The organism is Streptomyces sp. TSRI0107, from assembly GCF_001905845.1.
Taxonomy (GTDB): Bacteria; Actinomycetota; Actinomycetes; order Streptomycetales; family Streptomycetaceae; genus Streptomyces.
The window spans coordinates 1-14,230 of record NZ_LIVZ01000004.1 but is presented as its reverse complement, the minus strand read 5'-3'; the positions used below and the strand labels follow the sequence as shown (position 1 = coordinate 14,230).

At 72.3% G+C, this 14,230-nt stretch carries 13 protein-coding genes; 9 read left to right on the top strand and 4 right to left on the bottom strand.

All coding sequences use genetic code 11. The features are described 5' to 3' along the window. The first annotated feature begins 56 nt into the window (after nucleotides 1-56). The 8 genes from AMK31_RS10380 to moeZ all read left to right on the top strand — a co-directional run bounded on the left by AMK31_RS10380 (nucleotide 57) and on the right by moeZ (nucleotide 9,046). Complete coding sequence (locus AMK31_RS10380; protein WP_073940162.1) at nucleotides 57-1,046, top strand: alpha/beta fold hydrolase; 990 nt, start codon at nucleotides 57-59, stop codon at nucleotides 1,044-1,046. An 8-nt stretch (nucleotides 1,047-1,054) separates the two neighbouring features. Next, complete coding sequence (locus AMK31_RS10375) at nucleotides 1,055-2,566, top strand: DUF3152 domain-containing protein (protein WP_073940161.1); 1,512 nt, start codon at nucleotides 1,055-1,057, stop codon at nucleotides 2,564-2,566. A gap of 187 nt (nucleotides 2,567-2,753) precedes the next feature. Then, nucleotides 2,754-4,526, top strand: a complete 1,773-nt coding sequence (locus AMK31_RS10370; protein ID WP_073940160.1) for a DUF3492 domain-containing protein — start codon at nucleotides 2,754-2,756, stop codon at nucleotides 4,524-4,526. Then, nucleotides 4,523-5,743, top strand: a complete 1,221-nt coding sequence (locus AMK31_RS10365) for a hypothetical protein (RefSeq protein ID WP_073940159.1) — start codon at nucleotides 4,523-4,525, stop codon at nucleotides 5,741-5,743. Before AMK31_RS10370 ends, AMK31_RS10365 begins: the two co-directional genes overlap by 4 nt. Nucleotides 5,744-5,862: 119 nt before the next feature. Next, nucleotides 5,863-6,054, top strand: coding sequence for a hypothetical protein (locus AMK31_RS10360; protein WP_073940158.1), 192 nt, complete (start codon nucleotides 5,863-5,865; stop codon nucleotides 6,052-6,054). Next, nucleotides 6,051-7,067: an NAD-dependent epimerase/dehydratase gene (locus AMK31_RS10355; RefSeq protein WP_073940157.1), complete on the top strand. Its 1,017-nt coding sequence runs from the start codon at nucleotides 6,051-6,053 to the stop codon at nucleotides 7,065-7,067. Before AMK31_RS10360 ends, AMK31_RS10355 begins: the two co-directional genes overlap by 4 nt. Further along, nucleotides 7,055-7,804 carry a spherulation-specific family 4 protein gene (locus tag AMK31_RS10350; protein WP_073940156.1) on the top strand — a complete coding sequence of 250 codons (750 nt, stop codon included), beginning with the start codon at nucleotides 7,055-7,057 and terminating at the stop codon, nucleotides 7,802-7,804. The genes AMK31_RS10355 and AMK31_RS10350 overlap by 13 nt, the downstream gene beginning before the upstream one ends. Before the next feature lie 63 nt (nucleotides 7,805-7,867). Further along, the gene (gene moeZ / locus AMK31_RS10345; protein WP_073940155.1) at nucleotides 7,868-9,046 is read left to right on the top strand and encodes an adenylyltransferase/sulfurtransferase MoeZ; all 1,179 of its coding nucleotides are present in this window, start codon (nucleotides 7,868-7,870) and stop codon (nucleotides 9,044-9,046) included. 111 nt (nucleotides 9,047-9,157) lie between these two features. Here moeZ and AMK31_RS42295 read toward each other — a convergent pair whose 3' ends face one another. Further along, nucleotides 9,158-9,913 (bottom strand): ASCH domain-containing protein, encoded by a 756-nt coding sequence (locus AMK31_RS42295; RefSeq protein WP_198948463.1) that lies wholly within the window; start codon nucleotides 9,911-9,913, stop codon nucleotides 9,158-9,160. Nucleotides 9,914-10,054: 141 nt separating this feature from the next. Between AMK31_RS42295 and AMK31_RS40650 the strand changes: the two genes are divergently transcribed. Further along, the gene (locus AMK31_RS40650) at nucleotides 10,055-10,198 is read left to right on the top strand and encodes a hypothetical protein (protein WP_158074533.1); all 144 of its coding nucleotides are present in this window, start codon (nucleotides 10,055-10,057) and stop codon (nucleotides 10,196-10,198) included. A 255-nt stretch (nucleotides 10,199-10,453) separates the two neighbouring features. Here AMK31_RS40650 and AMK31_RS10330 read toward each other — a convergent pair whose 3' ends face one another. The 3 genes from AMK31_RS10330 to AMK31_RS10320 form a co-directional block, all read right to left on the bottom strand. Then, a complete protein-coding gene (locus AMK31_RS10330; RefSeq protein ID WP_073940153.1) occupies nucleotides 10,454-10,675 on the bottom strand; it encodes a hypothetical protein in 222 nt (73 codons plus the stop codon). A 159-nt stretch (nucleotides 10,676-10,834) separates the two neighbouring features. Beyond that, a complete protein-coding gene (locus AMK31_RS10325) occupies nucleotides 10,835-12,355 on the bottom strand; it encodes an alpha/beta hydrolase (protein WP_073940152.1) in 1,521 nt (506 codons plus the stop codon). A 135-nt stretch (nucleotides 12,356-12,490) separates the two neighbouring features. Continuing rightward, entirely contained in the window at nucleotides 12,491-14,032 is a 1,542-nt protein-coding gene (locus AMK31_RS10320; RefSeq protein ID WP_073940151.1) for an alpha/beta hydrolase, read from the bottom strand. Nucleotides 14,033-14,230: the final 198 nt, after the last annotated feature.

The window sequence follows — 14,230 nt, the reverse complement described above, 5'->3', positions numbered from 1 at the left end:
ACCGCTGTGACGGCGAACACAGGAACTGCTACGTGATCACCTCGTAACATTGCCGCATGTCTTCGACCGAGCCAGCCTTCGTGCCGACTGCCAACGTGCTCCCGAAGGTCGCGCCCGTGCGGGTCGCGGAGGGCGAACGGCTCAGGTCGGTCCAACTGCCCGGCATCACCCTCAAGGTGCGTTCCCGGCCGCCCGCGCGTGAAGGACTCCCGCCCGCGCTCTACGTCCACGGCCTCGGCGGCTCCTCGCAGAACTGGTCCGCGCTGATGCCGCTGCTGGCCGACGTCGTCGACAGCGAGGCCGTCGATCTGCCGGGCTTCGGCGACTCCCCGCCGCCGGACGACGGCGACTACTCCGTCACCGGGCACGCCCGCGCGGTCATCCGCTACCTCGACTCCGCCGGCCGCGGCCCCGTGCACCTCTTCGGCAACTCCCTCGGCGGTGCCGTCACCACCCGGGTCGCCGCGGTGCGGCCCGACCTCGTCCGGTCGCTCACGCTCGTCTCCCCCGCGCTGCCGGAACTCCGGGTCCAGCGCACCGCCGTCCCCACGGCGCTGCTGGCGCTGCCCGGGGTGGCCGCACTGTTCACCCGCATCACCCGGGAATGGTCGGCCGAGCAGCGGGTCCGCGGAGTGATGGCGCTCTGCTACGGAGACCCCGGACGGGTCACGCCGGAAGGCTTCCGCAACGCGGTCGAGGAGATGGAGCGACGGCTGAGACTGCCGTACTTCTGGGACGCGATGGCGCGCTCCGCGCGGGGCATCGTCAACGCCTACACCCTGGGCGGGCAGCACGGGCTGTGGCGCCAGGCCGAGCGGGTGCTCGCGCCGACCCTCCTCATCTACGGCGGCCGCGACCAGCTCGTCGGCTTCCGCATGGCCCAGCGGGCCGCCCGCGCCTTCCGCGACGCCCGGCTGATCACGCTGCCGGACGCCGGGCACGTGGCGATGATGGAGTACCCCGAGACGGTGGCGGCCGCCTTCCGCGACCTGCTGGCCCAGGAGGCCGCCGGCGACTCCGCCGCGTCCGTGAGCGCGGGGAGCTGAGACGCGACGTGGGACGCCACAGCCGCCGCGGTCCGGCACCGAAAGGTGAGAGCACGGGCGCAAGCGGTACGGGAAGGCGACGGGCCGGGGGGTCCGCGGGTACGGAGGGCTCACGGCGGGGGATTCCCGAGGGGGCGTCCGGGCATGGGGGTCAGGGCTTCCCCGAGGGGACGCCTCCGCACGGCACGCCCCGGTTCCCTGACGGCACTCCGGCGCATGGCATGCCCCGGTTGCCCGACGGCACTCCGGCGCACGGCATGCCTCAGTTCCCGGACGGTACTCCCGCGCGCGGTGTTCCTCAGTTCCCCGACGGCACTCCCGCGCGCGGTGTGCCCCGGTTCTCCGGCGGCACTCCCGCGCACGGCACGCCCCACGTTCGTGGCGGGCATCCCGAGCAGCGGGAACCCGGTGGCGGATGGGGGGAGTTGCGGGGTCCCGCAGATCCGGCCGGGACCGGCACCGGGATCGGGGCCGGGCCGGGTGCGGGGTCACGGCGTCCGGGGTCGCGGCGAGGGCGGCAGGCCGGCCCCCGGCAGGACTACCTGGACGCCTTCGACGCGGACGACGACGTCTTCACGCCCCTCACCCCGGCCGCCGACCCGTACGCCTCGTTCACCCGCTGGGACGCCACCGCCCCCGATCCCGAGGCCGACGACGCCCCGCCGCCCGGTGAGCAGGGGCGCGGCGACGGCAAACGTGCCGGTGGCGGTGGCAAGGGACGGGCGTTCACCGGCATCGCGGCCGCCGCCGTGACCACCGTGCTGGCCGTGGTGGTCGCGGGCCAGGTCGCCGACGGGGGCGACAGCGGCGCCGTACGGCCGGAGGCGGCCGTCGACCAGGCGCGGGAGTCCCGCGACCCCGCCTCGCGCGGGGAGGGGCGGCCGACGCCGAGCGGTGCGCCGGCGCCGCCGGTGCAGCTGACGTACGCCCAGAAGATGGCGAAGACGTACCCGATGAACCCGTCGCTCGACGGTTCCGGGAAGTTCGAGGCGGTCGCCGGGATCGACAAGGCGCCGGGGACCGGGCAGAAGTACACCTACCGGGTGGACGTGGAGAAGGGGCTCGGGCTGGACGCCGAGCTGTTCGCGCGGGCCGTGCATCTGACCCTCAACGACGACCGCAGCTGGGCGCACAACGGCGCCCGTACCTTCGAGCGCATCCACTCCGGCGAGCCCGACTTCGTGATCACCCTCGCGAGCCCCGGCACGACCGCCGACTGGTGTGCCAAGTCCGGCCTGGACACCACGGTCGACAACGTCTCGTGCGACTCCGCGTCCACCGAACGCGTGATGATCAACGCCTACCGCTGGGCGCAGGGCTCGACGACGTACGGCCAGGACGAGATACACGCCTACCGGCAGATGCTGATCAACCACGAGGTCGGCCACCGGCTCGGCTACTCCCATGTGACCTGCGACAAGAACGGCGACCTCGCTCCGGTGATGCAGCAGCAGACCAAGTTCCTGGAGTACGGCGGCATCCGCTGCAAGCCCAACCCCTGGGCGTATCCGCAGAGCTGAGCACCGAGTGCCGGTCATCTCCTAGCGCGGCCGAACGCGGCCCGCACGGGAAAGTTACGACCGTTCACCCCTTTTGGTGGCGCGATGGACAACCGTCCGTCGCGCCACCGGCTTGTCCGCATACGTTCGTCCCGCTGCGAGCCGCCGGGTGACGGCGGCTCCCCACAGGGAGATCGGGGGTGCACTCGTGCGCATCGGACTGCTTACGGAGGGTGGCTACCCGTATGTGAGCGGTGACGCCAGGCTCTGGTGCGACCGGCTCGTGCGCGGGCTCGGGCAGCACGAGTTCGACGTCTACGCGCTCAGCCGCAGCGAACGGCAGGAGGACGAGGGCTGGGTCCCGCTTCCGCCGCAGGTCGGCAGGGTCCGTACGGCGCCGCTGTGGACCGCCGAGGACCACGGCGCCGGATACGGGAGGCGCGCGCGCCGGCGCTTCCAGGAGGCGTACGGCGATCTGGCCGCCTCTCTGTGCGCCGGTCCCGCGGACGTCGCGGGGCGCCCGGAGGAGGCTTCCGCCACTGAGGCGGACCGTTTCGCCAACGCGCTCTACGGGCTCGCCGAGCTGGCCCGCGAGGAGGGCGGGCTGGTCGGCGCACTCCGCTCCGAGAGCGCCGTACGCGCACTGGAGCGCGCCTGCCGCGCGCCCGGCGCGTCACAGGCGGCGCGCGAGGCGGGCGTGCCAGACCTGCTCGGCGTCGCCGCGCACCTCGAACGCGCCCTGCGCCCCCTCTCGCTCGACTGGTACGAGGACGACGGCCTCGGCTCGGTCGACCTCTGCCACGCGGCGTCCGGCGGCGCGGCCGCCCTGCCCGGGCTGCTCGCCCGGCACTTCCACGGCGTACCGCTGCTGGTCACCGAGTACGGCGTGCGGCTGCGCACGCACTACCTGGCCGCGCCGGAGTCCACCGGGTCCGCGCCCGCCGTCCGCGCGCTGGTCGCCGCCTTCCACGGCCGGCTCACCGCCGAGATCTACCGTCGCGCCGAACGCGTCACCTCCGGCAACGCGCACGCCCGGCGCTGGCAGGAACGCTGCGGCGCGGACCGGGCCAAGCTGCGCACCGTCCACCCCGGCATGGACGCCGCCCCCTTCGCTGAGGTGGGGGAGGCGCCGGAGAACGCCGACCCCGACACGCTGGTCTGGGTCGGCCGGATCGAACCGGCCAAGGACCTGGTCTCCCTGCTGCACGCCTTCGCCGAGGTCCGCAAGGAGGAGCCGACGACCCGCCTGCGGATCATCGGCGCGCCCGTCGGGCCGGAGGGCGCGGCCTACCTCGCCCACTGCGGGGCGCTCGCCGCCCAGCTCTTCCCCGACGAGGCGGCGGGACCGCACGCCGTCGGCGACAACCCGGTCTCCTTCGAGGAGATAGGCGGCCCCGAGACGCCGACGCCCGCCGAGGCGTACGCGTCCGGTGCCGTGACCGTGCTGTCCAGCGTCGTCGAGGGCTTCCCGATCAGCCTCGTCGAGGCCATGCTCTGCGCCCGGGCGACCGTGTCCACGGACGTCGGCGCGGTCGTCGAGGTCATCGGCGGCACCGGGCTCGTGGTGCCACCGCGCAACCCGCGGGCGCTCGCGAAGGCGTGCGTGGCATTGCTGCGCGACCCCGAGCGCCGTGCGCGCCTGGGGGCCGCGGCGCGCGCCCGCGCACTCGAACTGTTCACCGCCGAGCAGAACATCGCGGCGTTCCACGGCCTCTATCTCGAGATCGTCGCGCGGTGCCCGGTCCGGCGCGTCGTCCTCGACGGCGCCGGCGAATTGCTGCCGTTCGCCGTGCCCGCCGAGGCCCGCGTGGCGGGCCGCTGGACGGCTCCGACGGGCGTGCCCGGCCTGTCGCCGGCGTCCGCGGGCTCCTCGGTGCCTTCGGTGCCATCGGTGCCATCGGTGCCATCGGTCCGCCCGGTGTCCGCCGTCGCCCCGGTTTCCGAGGTCTCCCCGGTGTCCGCTGTGAAGGGGATGCGATGAGCGATCTCGACCTGGAGCGCGGGCACTCCGTGGACGGGCCGTACCCCGTCGACGGGTGGTACCAGGCGGCGGACGGGCAGCCTTCGGGCAAGCCGGCAGCCGCCGCTCCCCGCCGAGGCACGGCCGACCCCGTCAAGGCCCTGATGCACCGGCACCGCGAGCTGTGCGAGCGGGCCGTGGACCCGCTGGAGATCGCTGCCGGCCTGGAGGCGCACGGCATCACCGACCGGACCGCCGCCCGCTTCCGCCACCGGGACGTCTTCTCCCTCGCCGAGGAGATGTACGCCCGCGTCCCACGGAACGCCGACACGCCCGCGCCCCCGGCGCCGCCCGCGCCGTCCTCCGGGATGCGCGGGGACTGGGCCGTCCGCACCCTGCTGCCCGGCGTCGCCTGTGCGGCCGCCCTCGCCGGACTGCGCCACACCCACGGCCAGGCCCGCCTCGCCGTGGCCGCGGTGGGTCTCCTCGCCGTGGCCCTCGCCGTGCGCGTGGCCCTGACCCGCGGACCGCTCGGCGCGCACCGCCCCGGACCGGCGTCCGCGCCCCGCGCCGCCGCCGTCCGCGTCTGGACCTGGTGGCTCCTCGCCTACGCCGTCCTCGGCGACGGCCTGCTGACCACCGCCGCCACCGGAGGCCCCGACGCCCTGCCGAGCGGCACCCCCGACACCTCCTGGCCGGTCGACACCGCCGCCCTCGTGGCCCTCACCCTGTCCTGCGCCCCCGCCGCCTGGAGCGCCCACTTGTTCACCGCCGGCGCCCGCCGCAGACTGACGGCCAGCCGCGGCCTGGAGGAGTTCACCACCGCCGTACGACCGCTGCTGTTCGGCGCGTTCGTGCTGTACCTGGCCGCCCTCGCGGGCCTGCACGTCCTCGCGGCCACCGTCCTGGACGAGCCCGCCGCCCATGCGCAGATCCTGACCCTGGGTGCCCTGCTGCTGCTCGCCCGCCTGCTCGCCGCACACGGTTTCACCCACGCCCCGGCGCTGGTCCTCGGCGCCACCGCGGCAGCCGAGGCCACGGCGGCGGCCTCCCTGTTCGCCGCCCGCCTCCCGGGCTGCGGCTTCCTCGCCACGCCCGTACAGAGCGTCATGGACGCCTGGGGGCCCGGCGGCGTACCGGCGCTGGTCTGCGGAGCCGGCGCGCTGACGCTGCTGATCCACGCGAACCGCACCCTCGTCCGCGCCTCGGCCCACGCCCGGAGGGACGCCCGATGCTGACCGCCGCCCCGCACCCGGCGCGGCCCGGCCGCGCCGCCACCCCGAACCATCCATCCGCCGCGGGCGGCCGGCCAGGCCGCCGCAGGCACCCGCACCACGCCCTCGAAGGAGAACACCAGATGACCACCTCCCGACCCGGAATCCCCGGAGCGCCCGGAGCCACCGGCGCGTTCGGTGTTCCGTCCGGAGCGAACGGAACCACCGGCGTGATGGGCGCCACCGGCGTGACCGCAGCGACCGGAGCCGCCGGCGCCAGTGCGTCCCGTGCCGTCCAGGTGATCGACGCGCGCACCCCGGGAGTCGCCCGATGAGGGTTCTGCTGATCGGAGCCAACGGATACCTCGGCCGCTACGTCGCCGACCGGCTGCTCGCCGACCCGGCCGTCCAGCTCACCGCGCTCGGCCGCGGCGACGACGCCGACGTCCGCTTCGACCTCGCGTCCGGCAGCCCCGGCGCGCTCACCCGCTTCCTCGACGCGGTCCACCCCGGCGTCGTCATCAACTGCGCGGGCGCCACCCGGGGCGGCGCCCGCGAGCTCACCCGCCACAACACGGTCGCCGTCGCCACGGTCTGCGAGGCCCTGCGGCGCAGCGGCTGCGGCGCCCGGCTGGTGCAGATCGGCTGCTCCGCCGAGTACGGCCCCAGCCAGCCCGGCTCCTCCACCGCCGAGGACGCCGTCCCGCGCCCCGGCGGCCCGTACGGCGTCAGCAAGCTCGCCGCCACCGAACTCGTCCTCGGCTCCGGCCTGGACGCGGTCGTCCTGCGCGTCTTCTCCCCGGCCGGACCCGGCACCCCCGCCGGATCACCGCTCGGCCGCCTCGCCGAGGCGATGCGCCGGGCCATGCAGACCGGCGACGGCGAGCTCAAGCTCGGCGGCCTCGGCGTCCAGCGGGACTTCGTCGACGTCCGTGACGTGGCCCGCGCGGTGCACGCCGCCTCGCTCTCCGCCGCCCAGGGCGTCATCAACATCGGCTCCGGCCGTGCCGTACGGCTGCGGGACGCCGCCGCGACGCTCGCCCGCGTGGCCGGTTACGGCGGCGCACTCCACGAACTCGACGGCCCTCCCGGCCCGCTCCGCCCCGCCATCGGGCATCCGCGCCCCGAAGCCCTCGCACACCACCGCGGTGAAGCCCTCGGGCACCACCGCGGCGACTCCGACCACCCGCCGCACGCCGCTCCCGTCGCCTACCCGTACCCAGACGGCTGCGGCAGCTGGCAGCAGGCCGACGTCCGTACCGCCCGCGACCGGCTCGGCTGGCGGCCCCGGATCAACCTCGAGGAGTCCCTGGCCGACATCTGGATGGAGGCGGCATGCCGCATCTGACCAGCGCCGCGGCGACCGCGTCGGGGACCGGCGTCCGCACCGGCCTGGGCGTCCCCGGCTACGCCCACCCGCTGCTGGCGCCGGCCGAGTGGGGCGAGCTGACCCGCCCGGGCACGCCCCTGGACTGGGTCGTCCTCGACGTCGCCGCCGGCCCCGGAACCCGTCCCGACCCGCACTGCCTCCAGGCGGCCGCGCGGCTGCGCGGCGCGGGCGTCCGTGTCCTCGGCCGTCTGGATGCCGTCCACGGCGCCCGCGACTTCGGCGAGACGATCACCGACGCCCACCGCTACCTGGACTGGTACCAGGCCGACGGCTTCCTGCTGGACCGCTGCCCGACCGACCGCGTCTCGCTCCCCGAGACACGCCGGACGGTCACCACACTCCGGACGCTGCGCGACGATGCCCACATCGTCCTGGGTCACGGCACCCACCCGCATCCCGGCTACGCCGAGAACGCCGACCAGCTCGTGACCTTCTCCGGACCCTGGAGCGACTACCGCTGGTCGCAGGCGGCGGCCTGGACCGCCGACTATCCGCCCGAGCGCTTCTGCCACTTCGTCCACGGCATCCCGGGCGGCCATCTGGACGAGGCGCTGCGCATCGCCCGCTGGCAGGGAGCGGCCACGATCTGGTTCACCGACCGCACGGATCGCGGCGGACGAACCGACCCGTGGGAGACCATGCCCGGCTACTGGGACGAAATCGTCTCGCGGATCGGAACAGGTGTCTCGGAATGAAAAAGGCCATGGCAGTGTTACGGCAAGAACAACCGTACTGATTGACCGACCAACGGAGTCCCCGTGTCGCTGCCACCCCTGGTCGAGCCGGCTTCTGAGCTCACCGTAGACGAGGTCCGCAGGTACTCCCGCCACCTGATCATCCCCGATGTCGGGATGGACGGGCAGAAGCGGCTGAAGAACGCGAAGGTGCTCTGTGTGGGCGCCGGCGGCCTGGGCTCGCCGGCCCTGATGTACCTGGCCGCGGCGGGCGTGGGCACGCTCGGCATCGTGGAGTTCGACGAGGTCGACGAGTCGAACCTGCAGCGCCAGATCATCCACAGCCAGTCCGACATCGGCCGCTCCAAGGCCGAGTCCGCGCGCGACTCCGTCCTCGGCATCAACCCGTACGTGAACGTGATCCTTCACGAGGAGCGGCTCGAGGCCGACAACGTGATGGACATCTTCAGCCAGTACGACCTGATCGTCGACGGCACGGACAACTTCGCCACGCGCTACCTGGTCAACGACGCCTGCGTGCTGCTGAACAAGCCGTACGTGTGGGGTTCGATCTACCGCTTCGACGGCCAGGCCTCCGTGTTCTGGTCCGAGCACGGCCCCTGCTACCGCTGCCTCTACCCGGAGCCCCCGCCCCCCGGCATGGTCCCCTCCTGCGCCGAGGGCGGCGTCCTGGGCGTGCTCTGCGCGTCCATCGGCTCCATCCAGGTCAACGAGGCCATCAAGCTCCTCGCCGGCATCGGCGAGCCGCTGGTCGGCCGACTGATGATCTACGACGCCCTGGAGATGCAGTACCGCCAGGTCAAGGTCCGCAAGGACCCCAACTGCGCGGTCTGCGGCGAGAACCCGACCGTCACCGAGCTCATCGACTACGAGGCCTTCTGCGGCGTCGTCTCCGAGGAGGCCCAGGCGGCGGCCGCCGATTCGACGATCACTCCCAAGCAGCTCAAGGAGTGGATCGACGACGGCGAGAACATCGACATCATCGACGTCCGCGAGATCAACGAGTACGAGATCGTCTCGATCCCCGGCGCCCGCCTGATCCCGAAGAACGAGTTCCTCATGGGCACCGCCCTGGAGAACCTGCCGCAGGACAAGAAGATCGTCCTGCACTGCAAGACGGGCGTCCGCAGTGCGGAAGTCCTCGCGGTCCTCAAGTCCGCCGGCTTCGCCGACGCCGTCCACGTCGGCGGCGGCGTCATCGGCTGGGTCAACCAGATCGAACCGCACAAGCCGGTCTACTGATCACCGGTCCCGCTGACGAGCGGGACTGACGAAGCCCACGGCTCTGACCAGTTCAGATGCCGTGGGCTTCTGTCGTTGCCGGTCGGTCTCGGGTGCCAGCGCGAGATCCGTTTATGCGTCAGCCAAGCGGAATTGGACGATGGCAATATCATCGGCGGGAACGATGTCGGGGTAGTGGTACCGCAGCCTGTCGTGCAGTTCTTCGAGATCGCGGAACCCGTCAGCGATGGCGTCCTGTTCGGTCAGCTCGTCGACCCTTTTCGAGATGATCTGCGTTACGACGCCCTGTAGCACCACCTCCTCATCCAGCTCGAAGACCATGTTGACCGGCCCGGTGGCAACCGGATCACGGAAGCGAACGGTCGTCGTCTTCCGCCCGGTGCGGACGGCGTCGAGATAGTCCCGATGGAAATACAAGGACTGCCTCGCCGTCGCAGGGCAGCCCGGTTCAGCGGAAGCGGCCTGATCGGCCCACACATAGCTGTGCGGTAGGAGGCCCGCTATGCCGATGCTGCGGACCCCGTCGGCCGTGGGCACCAGGACGCGTATGCCTGGATGGTGGTCGAGCAGGACTTGTCGATCACGGCCACACGGCGCGAGCACACCGCGGCCCCTGTCGCCGACAGCAACAATGGTGGTTAGCTCACGTGCTCCTGCCGCACGGGCATGCCCCAGTGCCACGAGCTCTGCACACGGTCCGCCAGTGAAGTGGTAGAGGTTGATGCCACCGAACATCCGTCCTCGCGCATCCCGGACAGCGGCGCCAACCGTGTGCACCTCCCCGTCGCCATTGGCCTTCACAATGCGCTGGGCGAACTCGACCAGCTCCAGGTCTTCTTCTGTCGGCAATTGCAGGGTGCTGTCCACGCCCAGCACCCTACGGCCGGCACCGCTCGTCAGCGAGACCGGTGATCAGAGAAGCCCACGGCTCTGACAAGCTCAGATGCCGTGGGCTTCTGTCGTCGCAGGTCGGCGACGGGCTGGCATCCCGGACACGAGGGGGAAGACATGGCACTGGGACGCAAGGGATTGCGGCGCATAGTCGTCGACGGCATGGTCTACCGCTGGCGGCTGCGCCGCAGGCCCACGTACAGCCAGGCTCTCTGCTGGTCGCCGTGCACTTACGCGGTGGTCCGCCGACAGCACACCTAGGCGGCCTTGGACCGCGCCGCGCGCGTGCCCGGGGCGGGTGCCTGGGGCGCGTCTGCGTCCTCGGTGGAGAAGATCTCGTCTTCTCCGAAGTCCGGGGCCTGGAACGGGTTCGTCGCCGGAGGGGGCGACGCTGCGGTGGAACGGCGGGGTTGCCCTTCCAGCGCGGAGAACAGGGACGTCGGGTCGATGAGAGGTCTGCCTTTCGTTACAGGTCCCTGAGGGACCTGGCGTGCCATGACCGGGCACGACGGTTTCCTACAGCTTGGTCATCTTGGCGTAGGGGCTCAGGATCCGCTTCTGCGCCGAGCCGAAATCCACGAGCGCCGCGATTCCGTCCTCGATGCCGACCACCCGGCCCAGGCCGTACACGTCATGCGTGACCTGGTCGCCCATGGCGAAGTGCTTGGGAGCCGGCGCGACCGGGGCCTTGAAGGGGCTGGTGGGCAGATGACGCTTTGGTGCCGAAGGCTTTGTCATAGCTCAGTATGAGCCCACGTGTGTCCTGCTTGCTGTGGCCATTGGCACAGATCCGGACGGCAGCGACCACGCCACGCCGCTGACCTGGTGTTTCGAGAGCCACGGTGAGGCGAAACTCGCCATTGCCGGCCCGCCCGTGCGAGCCGGCGGCCGACGGGGTCAGGAGCAGACCGTGCCGTCCTTCGGCGGCGTGCCGTCCAGCAGGTAGGTGTCCACCGCCGAGTCCACGCAGTCGCTGCCGCTGCCGTAGGCGCCGTGGCCCTCGCCGTTCCAGGTGAGGACGACACCGACGTCCTTGCCCAGCTCGTCCGCCATCCTGCGGGCGCCTTCTACCGGGGTCGCCGGGTCGCCGGTATTGCCGACGGTGAGGATCGGGGGCGCGCCGGGAGCGCTCACCTCCGGGGTGTCGTGCTGCCCGGCCACCGGCCAGTCGTGGCACCAGCCCGCCGTGTCCCAGCCGAGGAAGGCGCCGAAGACGGGCGAGATCTTCTCGAACTCGGGCAGGAGCGCCTTCGTCTGTGCGGGTGTCGGGCGCTGACGGTCGTCGAGGCACGATATGACGCGCTGGGAGTGGGTCGTGGTGCCGTAGTTGCCCGACGCGTCGCGCTCGTTGTAGCCGTCGGCCAGCGCCAGCAGCTCGGAGCCGTCGCCTTCCTCGGCCGCCTCCAACGCGCTGGTCAAGGCGGGCCAGCCGTCCTTGCTGTAGAGCGGCAGCACGATGCCGGTCACCGCGAGGGTCTGGGTGAGCTTCCGGTCGGGGGCGGAGGTGGGCAGCGGTTCGGCGTCGATCCGGTCCAGCAGGTCCGCTATCTTCCGGGTGCCCTCCGCGGGGTCCTGGCCCGTCGACTCCAGGTAGTCGTTCAGCGCGCGCTGGAAGCCCAGCGCCTGGTTCTTGGCGTGGCCGACGGTGTCGGCACTGGGGTCGACGACCGCGTCCAGGATCATCCGCCCCACCTTCTTCGGGAACAGGTGGGCGTAGACGCCGCCGAGTTCGGTGCCGTAGGAGATGCCGAAGTAGTGCAGCTTCTCGTCGCCGAGCACCTGGCGCATCAGGTCCATGTCGCGGGCGGTGTCGGTGGTCGAGACGTGCGGCAGCAGCTTCCCGGCGGCCTTCTGGCAGCCCTTGCCGAAGTCGGCGGCGTCCTGGAAGTACGCCTTCTCCTCGGCCGCGGTGTCGGGGGTGGCGTCCACCTTCGCCTCGGCGGCCTGGATCTCCTCGTCGTCGCGGCAGCGCACGCCCTCGCTGGCGGCGACGCCGCGCGGGTCGAAGCTCACCAGGTCGTACCGCTCGTGCAGCGTGGAGACAGTGGAGGCGTACGACGGCATCATCGAGACCCCGGAGCCGCCGGGCCCGCCGAAGTTGAACAGCAGCGAGCCGATGCGGTCGTCGCCGGTGGCCTCGGCCCGTATCAGCGCGACGCCGATCGTCTCGCCCTCGGGCTTGTCCCAGTCCAGTGGCACCTTCAGCGTGGCGCACTGCCACTCGCCGCCGGGTGCCGACGCCTCGTCGGTGGCCTCGCAGCGCCCCCAGTCGAGCTTCTGCGACGCCAGCGAGGAGTTCGAGGACGGCGAGCTGTCCCCGTTCTTCCCGGACTGTGCGTCGCCGGACGAGTCGTCGCACCCCGACACCAGCAGTGCGGCGGTGGCGCCGAGCGCCGCCCACCGTACGAAACGAGCCATGGACGCATCCCCCCTCGCAGGCCTCCGCCGCTCGCCGGCGAATGGCTGTCAGGCCATGTTAGGCATAACCCGCCCAGACCGTCGCAGGCTGTGGATAACGTTCTGACCTGCGGGTTCGACGCGATCCGTGGGGCGCTAGGAGCAGACCGTGCCGGCCGTCGGCACCTTCCCCTCCAGCAGATAGCCGTGCACCGCGTCCTGCACGCACCTGTTCTTGCTGTCGTACGCCCCGTGCCCCTGCCCCTTGTACGTCAGCTCCACACCGACGCCGGGACCCAGCGCCCGCACCATCTTCCGGGTGCCCTCGTACGGCGTGGCCGGGTCACCGGTGTTGCCCACGACGAGGATCGGCGCGGCGCCCGGCGCGCTCACGTCGGGGTGGTCGGCGGCGCCCGGCACCGCCCAGTCGGTGCAGCTGAGCATGCCCCAGGCGAGGTAGTCCCCGAAGATTGGCGAGGCCGCCCGGAACGCGGGCAGCTTCTCCTCCACGTAGGCGGGGGTGTACCGCGGCTTGTCGTCGGCGCAGTTGATGGAGACGTTGGCCGCGGCGAGGTTGCTGTACTCGCCGTTGGGGCTGCGTCCGTTCATCGAGTCGGACAGCATCATCAGGATCTCCCCGTTCCCGTCGTACGCCTGCTCCAGGCCCTCGGTCAGGTACTCCCAGAAGTCCTGCGAGTACAGCGCCTGCGCGATGCCGCCGGTCGCGGCGGTCTGGGTCAGCCGGCGCGGGAAGATGCCCTCGATGGGCTTGCTGTCGAGGTCTTTCAGGAACGTGGCGATCCGCTTCTCGACGTCCTCGGCGGTGTCCCCGATCGGGCAGGGCTCCTCCTTCGACACGCAGTCCTCGGCGAAGTTGCCGAGCGCACGCTGGAAGCCCCGGGCCTGGCCGAGCGAGCCCTGCTCGGGGGTCTCCGTCGGGTCGACGACGGCGTCGAAGACGGCGCGGCCCACCTTCTTCGGGAACAGGTGGGCGTAGACGCCGCCGAGTTCGGTGCCGTAGGAGATGCCGAAGTAGTGCAGCTTCTCGTCGCCGAGCACCTGGCGCATCAGGTCCATGTCGCGGGCCGCGTCGGTGGTGAGCACGTGCGGCAGCATCGTCTTGGAGTTCTTCTCGCAGGCCGAGTTGAAGCCGCGGACGTTGTCCACCAGTTCGGTGCGCTCGGCGGCGTCGTCGGGGGTCGCGTCCTGCTGGAAGTACGCGTCGAGCTGCTGGTCGTCCTCGCACAGCACGGGGTCGCTGCGGCCCACCCCGCGCGGGTCGAAGCTCACCAGGTCGTAGCGGGTGCGCAGGGTCGCGTATTCGTTGCCGAAGGCGGGCAGCGTGGTGACGCCCGAGCCGCCGGGGCCGCCGAAGTTGAAGATCAGCGAGCCGATGCGGTCGTCGCCGGTGGCCCTGACCCGGATCAGCGCGAGCCCGATGGTGTCGCCGTCCGGGTCGTCCCAGTCGCGGGGCGCCTTCATGGTGGCGCACTGCCACTCCCCGTTGTCCGGCAGCGGCGACGGGGAGTCACCGCCGCCCTCCGCCTGCGACGGCGCCGGGCACTCCTCCCAGGTCAGCTCCTGCCGCGTCAGGTCCTCGTCCTCGGCCTCGTCGTCGCCGCACCCCGCGAGCAGGGAGGTCAGCAGCAGGGCGGAGGCGGTCAGGGTGGCGGCGCGCAGCAGGGCGGGGTTCGGCATGTCCCCATCCTGCGGCGGCACCCGGCGGGGCGCTCGGGCGCGGGCCCGTACGAGGTACGCGCGCGTGGGGACGCGGGGCGCGGCCGTACCCGTGCGCGCCGGGCCCGGTCGTGGAAGTCTCGCCTGCGTGCCGGCGCCAGGGCCTAGGGCGTGTCCGCAAAGTGGTTGGCGCGTTGGTCTGTTCGTGGTGCGTCGTCA